This is a genomic window from Halapricum sp. CBA1109, from assembly GCF_009741825.1.
Lineage (GTDB): Archaea > Halobacteriota > Halobacteria > Halobacteriales > Haloarculaceae > Halapricum.
In genome coordinates this window covers 1-9,170 of the sequence record NZ_WPCA01000114.1, presented here as the reverse complement: position 1 = coordinate 9,170, position 9,170 = coordinate 1, and the positions used below count along the sequence as shown (strand labels likewise).

General features: G+C 64.9%; 12 protein-coding genes, 1 tRNA gene and 2 pseudogenes. 10 read left to right on the top strand and 5 right to left on the bottom strand.

Annotated features, from left to right (window positions below; translation table 11 throughout):
* Nucleotides 1–29: 29 nt before the first annotated feature.
* On the bottom strand, nt 30–404 hold the full coding sequence (locus tag GJ629_RS17730; protein ID WP_157513272.1) for a hypothetical protein: 375 nt from the start codon (nt 402–404) through the stop codon (nt 30–32).
* Nucleotides 405–505: 101 nt separating this feature from the next.
* Between GJ629_RS17730 and GJ629_RS11990 the strand changes: the two genes are divergently transcribed.
* The 3 genes from GJ629_RS11990 to GJ629_RS11980 all read left to right on the top strand — a co-directional run bounded on the left by GJ629_RS11990 (nt 506) and on the right by GJ629_RS11980 (nt 2,057).
* Nucleotides 506–817 (top strand): 30S ribosomal protein S24e, encoded by a 312-nt coding sequence (locus GJ629_RS11990; RefSeq protein ID WP_157513271.1) that lies wholly within the window; start codon nt 506–508, stop codon nt 815–817.
* Complete coding sequence (locus GJ629_RS11985) at nt 818–952, top strand: 30S ribosomal protein S27ae (RefSeq protein ID WP_157513270.1); 135 nt, start codon at nt 818–820, stop codon at nt 950–952.
* A gap of 100 nt (nt 953–1,052) precedes the next feature.
* Entirely contained in the window at nt 1,053–2,057 is a 1,005-nt protein-coding gene (locus tag GJ629_RS11980) for an AAA family ATPase (protein WP_157513269.1), read from the top strand.
* Here the strand turns inward: GJ629_RS11980 and GJ629_RS11975 are convergent.
* Both GJ629_RS11975 and GJ629_RS11970 read right to left on the bottom strand, forming a co-directional pair.
* Nucleotides 2,037–2,384, bottom strand: a complete 348-nt coding sequence (locus GJ629_RS11975; protein ID WP_157513268.1) for a hypothetical protein — start codon at nt 2,382–2,384, stop codon at nt 2,037–2,039. The two genes, GJ629_RS11980 and GJ629_RS11975, sit on opposite strands and share 21 nt — an antisense overlap.
* A 54-nt stretch (nt 2,385–2,438) precedes the next feature.
* Nucleotides 2,439–3,028 (bottom strand): annotated as a pseudogene (locus GJ629_RS11970) (IMP cyclohydrolase).
* 229 nt (nt 3,029–3,257) lie between these two features.
* Between GJ629_RS11970 and GJ629_RS11965 the strand changes: the two are divergent.
* From GJ629_RS11965 to GJ629_RS11935, 7 genes and pseudogenes are all read left to right on the top strand, one after another.
* Nucleotides 3,258–3,846, top strand: a pseudogene (locus GJ629_RS11965) (Rrf2 family transcriptional regulator).
* A gap of 3 nt (nt 3,847–3,849) precedes the next feature.
* Entirely contained in the window at nt 3,850–4,332 is a 483-nt protein-coding gene (locus tag GJ629_RS11960) for a hypothetical protein (RefSeq protein ID WP_157513267.1), read from the top strand.
* Between the two features lie 174 nt (nt 4,333–4,506).
* Nucleotides 4,507–5,862, top strand: a complete 1,356-nt coding sequence (locus tag GJ629_RS11955; RefSeq protein ID WP_157513266.1) for an RNA-guided endonuclease TnpB family protein — start codon at nt 4,507–4,509, stop codon at nt 5,860–5,862.
* An 82-nt stretch (nt 5,863–5,944) separates the two neighbouring features.
* Complete coding sequence (locus tag GJ629_RS11950) at nt 5,945–6,127, top strand: hypothetical protein (RefSeq protein ID WP_157513265.1); 183 nt, start codon at nt 5,945–5,947, stop codon at nt 6,125–6,127.
* Between the two features lie 136 nt (nt 6,128–6,263).
* Entirely contained in the window at nt 6,264–6,845 is a 582-nt protein-coding gene (locus tag GJ629_RS11945; RefSeq protein ID WP_370515895.1) for a homing endonuclease associated repeat-containing protein, read from the top strand.
* Nucleotides 6,846–6,903: 58 nt separating this feature from the next.
* Nucleotides 6,904–6,976, top strand: a tRNA-Gln gene (locus GJ629_RS11940).
* A 70-nt stretch (nt 6,977–7,046) separates the two neighbouring features.
* Nucleotides 7,047–7,478 carry a universal stress protein gene (locus GJ629_RS11935; protein WP_157513264.1) on the top strand — a complete coding sequence of 144 codons (432 nt, stop codon included), beginning with the start codon at nt 7,047–7,049 and terminating at the stop codon, nt 7,476–7,478.
* A 2-nt stretch (nt 7,479–7,480) separates the two neighbouring features.
* Here the strand turns inward: GJ629_RS11935 and GJ629_RS11930 are convergent, their stop codons facing one another.
* Together GJ629_RS11930 and GJ629_RS11925 are read right to left on the bottom strand one after the other, a co-directional pair.
* On the bottom strand, nt 7,481–8,686 hold the full coding sequence (locus GJ629_RS11930; protein WP_157513263.1) for an inorganic phosphate transporter: 1,206 nt from the start codon (nt 8,684–8,686) through the stop codon (nt 7,481–7,483).
* On the bottom strand, nt 8,683–9,170 hold a 488-nt coding region (locus GJ629_RS11925), incomplete at its 5' end, for a universal stress protein (RefSeq protein WP_197428580.1). The genes GJ629_RS11925 and GJ629_RS11930, both read right to left, overlap by 4 nt.

Here is a 9,170-nt window from a genome sequence, read left to right as displayed (position 1 = left end):
CGCAGCTATCGGTGACACCAAAAGCACGTTCAACACCCTCCGGTACATGATCGTCGGACTGTGGTTCGTCGTACCCGGTCTGGTGGATCGTCGGTACCGAGGGCATCGGTGCGGTGGGGCTCAATCATCGAGACTGCCCGGCTACATGGTGCTCGACCTGGACCGGCGAAGGGTCGGGTTCGGTATCGTGTTGCTCCGCAGCCACGGAACCGGTCGTCGGACTCGGCGGCGGCGTCGGGCGTCGCTGCGGCCCGCACCGCCGAGCGGTCCGCCTCGCCGTCGCCGTCGACCGGCGTCGCCCCGTCGAAGCCGGTCTCGTTGCGCTGGAGATACCGGTACAGCAGGACCTGCAACAGCACGAACCCGACGACGTACAGCAGGACCCAGAGCCAGGCGGAGGCCATATCGTGATATACGTTGCCACGGCACTTGGCTGTTTGGATACGGGACCTGCCGCTTCGAAATCCTTATACGCCGCACAGCGGGACATATTGGACAACGAACTATGGACGTTTCCATCATCGACGAGGACGAGAACCCTATGTTGCACCGGACGGACGTCCGCTTCGAGGTCGTCCACGACGAGGCGACCCCGTCGCGGCTCTCAGTGCGTGACTCGCTGGCCGCCAAACTGAACAAGGACGCCGAGGAAGTCGTCGTCCGCGAACTCGACACGAAGTTCGGGATGCGAAAGACCGTCGGCCACGCCAAGGTCTACGAGAGCCCCGAGGACGCCCGCGAGATCGAACAGCAGCACATGCTCGACCGCAACAAAATCGCCACCGACGGCGAGGACCCCGAGGCGGAGGAAGCATAGATGCCCCGACACGAGTTCTACGACGACGACGGCCAGACCGACCGCGAGAAGTGCCCGCGCTGCGGTGACGTCTTCCTCGCCGACCACGGCGACCGACTCCACTGCGGGAAGTGCAGTTACACCGAGTGGCAGTAACGCGGTAACCCGCCTTCTCCGAGAGACGCCGCTCCCGCAGCCGCCGGTCCGCCGTCCGCGCCCGATGGATTCTTGCCGGACGGTGGCCTACCCCCGCCCGATGGACGGCCCGCTCTGGACCTCGAAACACGCGCCCGACATCGGTGACCTCCCGCAACCGGCGGTCCGGGACAGTATGGACAGCGCCCGCGAGGAGCCGATGAACCTCTTCGTCCACGGCCCGACCGGCAGCGGCAAGACCGCCGCCGTCCGGGCGCTCTCCCGCGCTGTCCACGACAACCCCGACAGCGACCTCATCGAGATCAACGTCGCTGACTTCTTCAACCGGAGCAAGACCGAGATCAAAAACGACCCCCGCTTTTCCTCCTTCCTGACGGGCCGCAGCGACCTCTCGAAACGCGAGATGATAAACCGCGTCCTCAAAGAGTCCGCGAGTTACTCCCCGATGTCCGGCGAGTACAAGACCATCCTGCTGGACAACGCCGAGGACATGCGCGAGGACTTCCAGCAGGCGCTGCGCCGCGTGATGGAACAGTACTACGAGGCCACGCAGTTCGTCGTCGCCACGCGCCAACCCTCCGCCATCATCGCCCCCATCCGCTCGCGCTGTTTCCCCGTCCCCGTCCGCGCGCCGACCCACGAGGAACTCGTCGCCGTCCTCGAACGCGTCGTCGAGGCCGAGGGCGTCGACTACGATCAGGAGGGACTGGAGTACGTCGCGGGCTACGCCGACGGCAACGTCCGCCGGGCGGTCACCAGCGCCCAGACCACCGCCGAGGCTGAGGGCGAGATTACGATGAACGCCGCCTACGAGGCCCTCGGCGATGTCGAGGACGACGACGACGTCGTGGCGATGCTGGCCGCCGCCGAGGACGGCGAGTTCACCGACGCGCGGTCGACGCTCGACGACTTGCTCGTCGACGAGGGCTACTCCGGCGACGAACTGCTCGCGGCCGTCCTCGACACCGCCCGGTCGCGCTACACCGGTGAGGACCTGGCGCGAGTGTACCGACTCGCCGGCGAGATAGATTTCGACCTCACCGAGTCGACCAGCGACCGCCTGCACCTCTCGCACTTTCTGGCCTCACTCCCGGCCACGCAGTGAGTCCTCGTCGTTCTCGTCGTTCTCGTCGTCGCGTGGCAACCGCCGGACGGCTTGTCGCCAGTTGTCCAGTGCCATCTGTTGTGGATCCGAGTACGGCCGGTACGTGATGTCCCCCGCCGTGCCGAGGTGGGTCCACCCCTCGCCGCGGTAGGCCTGCCGGAGACCGAGAACTCCCACCACGACGACGAACACACCGATACCGGCGACCAGCGGACTGTTCTCGGCCGCCAGAACCGCTATCGACGCGCCCGCTACCAGTGCCATCGCGTAGATGCCGTACTGGACGAACCGGAACGCGTTCTCGGGGACGCTGATCAACCGACCCATCGCTCTGGTCGGCGGTTCGTCCCGCGCCGCAATAAGTGTTGACAGAACAGAACTTTACTCGTTGACGATAGCCGTCTCGAAGCCGTCGCCGTCGACGGCGACGCCCGCCGCACAGACGGCGTGTTCGAAGTCGGCGTCGTAGGCCTCGCGGGCCGCGCCCGCGGCGTCCTCGGCCGTGAACTGGTAGGCCTCGGGGCTGTCTTTCTCGTAGGTCGCGACCAGCGTCGGTTCGGTGACTTCCTCGACCAACAGCGCGTCCCGGCGGACGGTCCCGATAACAGCGTCCTCGGCGGTGGGGTCGTCCTCTAATCCGACAATACCGGCGACCCGCGGCGTGTCGTAGTCGTCCTTCTCGAAGTCCAGCGACAGCAGCGGTTCGGCCAGTGCGTCCGCGCGGGGTAGCCCAGTTCCAGTTTCTCGGCGATGGGGTCGACGTGAGAGCCGTTGCCCACGACCGCGCCGTTGTCGGTGACGCTGAGCCCGTTGTAGGAGATGTATGGGTTGTCCGACGCCGGTGCGTCCGGCGTGGGTTCGATAGTGACTGTCCCGTCCCGGTCGACGGCTTGTCGGTTGGGGAACGACCGCGAGGAGACGCGGTAGGCGCCCACCTCGGGAGCGACGACGACGAAGCGTCCGACGTACATATCCCTCTCTCGGTCGGCCGCCGGGATGGACGTATCGGTCCCGCGGCGGTGTGGGGGTCGGTGGCACGGAATGGAGTCTCGATACGACGCCCGGACCGACGGCCGCTTGCGGGTTTATCCACTGGGACAGTGGGACTGGACGCCCCCAATACATACAGATTCACCCGCGGTAAAGAGTAGAATAGACTCACAACAAAATACTATGTTCCTTCAACCGGGTAGTAGAGGTATGAGCGACGACCCCGAACCCAACAAATTTGACGACATCAACGAGGTGGTCGGTGAGGAGTGGGAGTCAGAGACGACGCCGTACGAGCGCGTTCGGCACGTCATCGCGCACACGTACACGCCTGTCTCGGCGGAGGCCGTCGCCGACGACGCCCGAACCGCACCGAAGACGGCACGAAAACACCTGAATGCGCTCTCCGAGGAAGGATACGTCGTCACTGCGGTAGGAAAACACGGTGGGACGACGTATCGCCGGTCGCCGGAGTCCCTCGTCGTCGAGCAGGCCGCGGACATCCTCGAACACGTCTCGACAGACGAACTTCGGACACGTATCGCGGAGATGCGCGAGCAACTCACCGACTACCGAGCGGAGTACGGCGTCGACTCTCCCGAGGAACTGACCATCGAGCAGACGAACCAAACCCTTTCGGAGGGTGATTCAGGACAGTCCAATATCGACGCTGACACTCCGGGACTGGGAGACGACGCGCCGAAATCTCGCATTTGCGAACGCCGCGCTCTCGATTGCAAACGCCGAACGGTTCGTCGACGGCGACACGCAAACGACCGATGAAGGGGTCTCTATTTGAGAGATGGCGGAGAGCAACGAAGCGGATGAACTGCATACATTACGGGGACCGATAGATCGATCAGCACTGTGTACGATACGGGACGTTATCGGGCGAGAGGAACCGCTCGCGGATCCATCGCTGGACGACTATCTCGACCCGACGGTGCTGGAAGTCCCACTTGCTGACGGCCTCTGCGATGCCGACACCGCCAGAATCGACATCCAGTGGACGACGCAAGCGGACTACAAATTTCACTATTCGGACGCAGACGGCGTGAATTTCCGCTGGGGCAAGCATCCACACGGCAGCGATTACATCCACGTGCCGGGACTCGAGCACTTTCATCCGCCCCCGGAGGCCACCTCCGACCCCACAGAGGTCGAAGCATCCTGTATCGAGCAGTCCGTCGAAGTACTCGTTACTCGTGCTGTACTCACACTCTGGCGTGTCGCCTATCGCGCAGCGTCGTACGGTCCGCTGAACGCCGCGAGCAATCCGCCGTGACATCCTCCGCGCCGTTCACGGCACGGGCTTCACACAGAATCAAGGAGGAAGCCCACGACTTTAGTCGTGAGAGGAATCCGACAACCCATTACACTACCAGCGAGCAATAGCAGTCCGACTCCCCCACACCAGCCGTAGACCATATAAAGAAAAAGTACGATATGTGACGTACGGATGGGGGACGTGATTCGCACCGTCAAAGTGAAACTCGACGTACCTGACGAGCGGTGCGACGACCTCCATCAGACCAAAGATCAGTTCCTCCACTGTGCGAACACCACCGTAGAGTGGGCGTGGAGGCATCCGAACGACTACTGCATAACCTCGAAACAGAAAGCCGAGAACGCCCTTTACGAGCAACTCCGCACCGAGACGGAGTTGACGGCAAACCTCGTTCAGAAGGGTATTCGGCGTGCTATCGAGGCCACGAAAAGCGGTGTCGCCCGACTCAAGAAAGGCGACAGCACCAGTCAACCGCACTTCGATGCGTGGAGCGTCGTCTACGATAAGCGTTCAGCGACCTTCCACCGCGACCACGTTTCCCTTTCGACGGTGAACGGCCGCGTCGAGTGCGACTACGTGATTCCCGACGACCCCGACGGAACACCGATTGGCGAATACCTGTTGAACGAGGACTTCAGGTTCAGAATGTCCACGTTGCAGTACGACCGCTCCACGGAGTCGTTCTACCTCCACGCACGGATGCGCCGAAGCACAAGCGAGCAAGAGCAGTCCACGAACTCTTCTGAAGACGTTCATCAGACTCCGTCTGATGCAGCCCATCAGAACGCTTCGCGTTCTGAGGACGCCAAGCACAGAACAGTCCTTGGCGTGGACCTGAACGTGGACGGTTCGCTCGCCGTGACTTCCACGGGTGCATTTATCGGGAACGCCGACGAGATGAACCACCGACGCCGAGAGTTTGAGAAGACTCGCGGGTCGATGCAACAGACCGGCACGCGGTCGGCCCACCTGTCGATGCAGTCGATGAAAGACCGCGAACACCGCTGGATGCAAGATGAACTGCACCAAGCGTCGAACCAGATTCTCGAAGAAGCCCGCGACCACGAATGTACGCATATCGCGTTCGAGAACTTGACCGATATTCGCAAGCGAATGGCTGGTACAAAGCGATTCCACGCATGGGCATTCCGACGCCTCTATCAGTACACCGAGTACAAAGCCGAGATGTACGGTATCGAGGTGGAGCAAGTGAGTCCGGCATACACCAGTCAGCGGTGTTCTTCGTGTGGGTTTACGCACGAGACCAATCGGGGGTCGAAGCACCAGTTCGTGTGTCAGAAGTGCGAGTACGAACTGAACGCGGATTATAACGCGAGCAAGAACATCGCTCGCAAACTTCTCAATCGTCTCCACTCGGGGCAGAAGTCTTCGGGTGGAGGCGCACCCTGTCAGTGTGCGCTAACGTCAGGGACGCTGAACCTGAACGGCGATTTCCACGCCTACTCCGTTACGGAGTCAGAAGGGGAGTCCACTGACAAGCCCACGACTTCAGTCGTGGGTAACTGACACGCGTAGGGAATAGAGACGTCCTGTTGTACCGGCGCCATCTCGGGTAACTGTCTTTCCCTGCGAGTGAGTAGAACGGACGATGACCGACACCTGCGTCGACTGCGGTAGCGACCTCGCGGCGTACGAGCCGGTCTACGTCTCGGAGACGACCGACGGCGAGCGTGACCCCGTCGGCGGGTTCTGTAACTACGCCTGTCTGTCCGCCTACATCGACGAGGCGGAACTGACCGACGGGGCAGCGTGCACGTGGTCGCCGGACTGACAAGCGGCGACGAGGGACGGTCGCCGGACTGACAAGCGGCGACGAGGGACGGTCGCCGGACTAACAAGCGGCGACGAGGGACGGTTGCCGGACCGAGCAGGCCGAGACTTATGTCCGATAGCGGCCCAATCGGCCCGTGATCACCGAAGCGGAGTGTATCGAGGCGTTGCGGGAGGCGGCCGAACGCCTCGGCGAGTCGCCGACGACGGCGCAGTACGAGGCGTTGGGTCTGACACCGGCACAGGCGACGATTCAGCGAGTGATGGGGAGCTGGAACGAGGCGAAAGCGGCCGCCGGTTTGGAGACGTACGAGCAGGGGGCGAACGGCGGGCAGGGGGTACAACCCAAACCGGACGACGTAGATCTCCCGCCGGAAAAGTCGTGGGAGGAGCTGTCCGGGAATATGCGCTGGTACTACAAGAACCGCGAGCGTGACATCGCAAAGAAAGACCGGCGCCGCGCTCGGCTACGCCGGTGGCTCCACGAGTACAAGACAGACCACTGTGAGTGCGAGCGTTGTGAGGAAACGCACCCGGCTGCACTGGATTTCCACCACCCTGACGCGGACGACAAGGAGATGGGTGTCTCCCGAATGGTCGCAAACGGGTACGCTAGAGAGCGTATCCGCGCCGAAATAGACAAATGCGACACGCTGTGTGCAAACTGCCATCGGAAAGAGCACTACGAGACGCCGGCCGAAGTGGACCAACAGCCCTGACGATTCGAACGAAAACGACAGGGTTTTGTCCTCCAGTCCACTCAGACGAAGTGCACGCAGTCCCGTGGGGTAGCGGCCAATCCTTCGAGCTTCTGGGGCTCGAGACGGAAGTTCGAATCTTCCCGGGACTACTTCCCTCGTCACCAACTCGCCAGCTCGGCTACCAGCGGGAGTTTTTACGTCGGGCCACGAACTATCGGTATGGCGCCTGAGCACGTCCTCGTCCCGCTCGACGGGTCGCCGCTGGCCGAGTCGGCCCTGAACCACGCCCTGGAGACGTTCGACTGTCGGGTGACGGTCCTGAACGTCGTGACGCCCGTCGACGGGCCGATGAGCGAGGGCGGCGTGATCGGGGCGGACGACGACCGGGAGGCGAGCGCACGTGAACGCGCGGAGAACGTGGTCCGGCGAGTACGAGACCGGGAGGGGGCCGACGACAGAACGATCGAGACGGCCGTCGAGACGGGCGACCCGGCCGAGACAATCGTCGACTACACCGAGGCCCACGACGTTGACCACGTTGTGATAGGGAGTCACGGCGGCGACCGGGGACGCATCGCGCGGCGCCTCCTCGGCACGGTGTCGACCGCGGTGGTCGGCGAGGCCCCGGCGACGGTGACCGTCGTCCGGTAGCGTCAGGCGATGCCCAACACCGAGGAGAACGCCCAGTAGACGCCGTACCCGAGGACGATAGAGCAGACGAGCGTCACGATCCAGAACGCGAGCGTGACGCCTATCTTCCGGCGGGAGACGCCCGCCGACCCGCCCGCGAGGCCGCCGCCGATCACGCCCGAGATGATGATGTTGTTGAACGAGATGGGGATGCCGAGCGCGATGGCGGCCTGCGCGATGAGGAATCCCGGGACCAGCGCGGCGATGGAGCGCCGGATGCCCAGTTGGGCGTACTCCCGGGAGGTCGCCTGCAGGAGTCGCGGCGCGCCCATCCACGCGCCGCCGAGGATGCCGACCGCGCCCAGACCGAGGAGGGCAAGCGCCGGTAGCCCCAGTTCCGCGCGGTAGAGGTTCTCGAGCGGGCCGGTGGCGAGGCCGACCTGACTCCCGCCCGAGGAGAAAGCGACGACGCTCCCGAGGACGACGAGGAAGGTCTTGATGCCGCGGTCGACCGACTGTTGGGTCCGGCGTCTGATGAACTGGAAGCTCACCGCGGCCAGCGCGAGGGTGACGACGACGACGAGGACGTCGACGCCGGCGACGGCGGGCGTCTCGACGAGGCCGGCGAGGTAGGCGGCCAGCGACCCCTGTCCGGACCCGTCGCCGGCGGGGATGACGCTGAGGCGGACGTTGGCGAGGACGCCGCCGACGACGCCCGCGAGCAGGGGGACGCCGACCGTCTCGGGGATGTCGTCCCGGCGGAGAATCGTCGCCGTGACGTAGGCGAGGCCGCCCGAAACGGGGGGGACGAGGAGCCAGAAGACGGCTATCTCCCGATACGTGTCGAACGCCGGCGTCCCGCCCAGCGAGAGGCCGACGCCGACCATCGCGCCCGTCGTGGCGAACGCGGCGGGGACGGGGTAGCCCGAGTAGATGCCGAAGGCCATGAAGGCCGTCGCGGTGAGCAGACCCGCCGTGGCCGCGAGCGAGGTGATGGTCGCGTCGTTGATCAGCCCCGCGCCGACGGTTTCGGAGATGGCCCCGCCCTGTGCGAGCGCGCCCATCGCGGCGAGCAGGCCGATGAGGAACGCGGCCCGCATCGTCGAGATGGCGTTGGCGCCGATAGCGGGCGCAAAGGGCGGGGAGTTGCTGTTGGCACCGAGCGTCCACGCCGTGGCGAGAGCGACCACGGTCGCTAGCCCGACGAGGGCCCAGAAGGTGACGCTCATCCGCGGAGGACGGTCCCGAGCCGTCCCAGCGGACCGCCGACGACGCTCTCCGAGCGAGCGAGGATCACGGCGGTGTCGGTGCGGTCGACGACGCGCTGTGGCACCGACCCGACGAGCCGTCGGCGGAGTGCGCCCCGTCGGGTCGCCCCGAGGACGACCGCGTCGGCGTCGGCGGCGGCTTCGACGATGGCCTCGACGGCCGAGGGGCCGGGTTCGACGCTCGTCTCGACAGGGACCGGTGCCGCGGCCGTCACCGCGGCCTTGGCCTCGTCGACGTGTCTCCCGGGGTCTCGGCGTCGGGCGTCGGCGACCGAGAGGATGCGGACCGTCGCGTCGTAGTGGGCCGCGAGCGACCCGGCCATCCGGGCGGCGGGCTGGACGTGCGGGCCGCCGGCGACCGGCAGGAGGACGCTGTCGACGCCGTCCGCGGTGCGGCCGACCCGCTCGACGTAGAGGTCACACGCGGCGCGTTCGACCAGTCGGT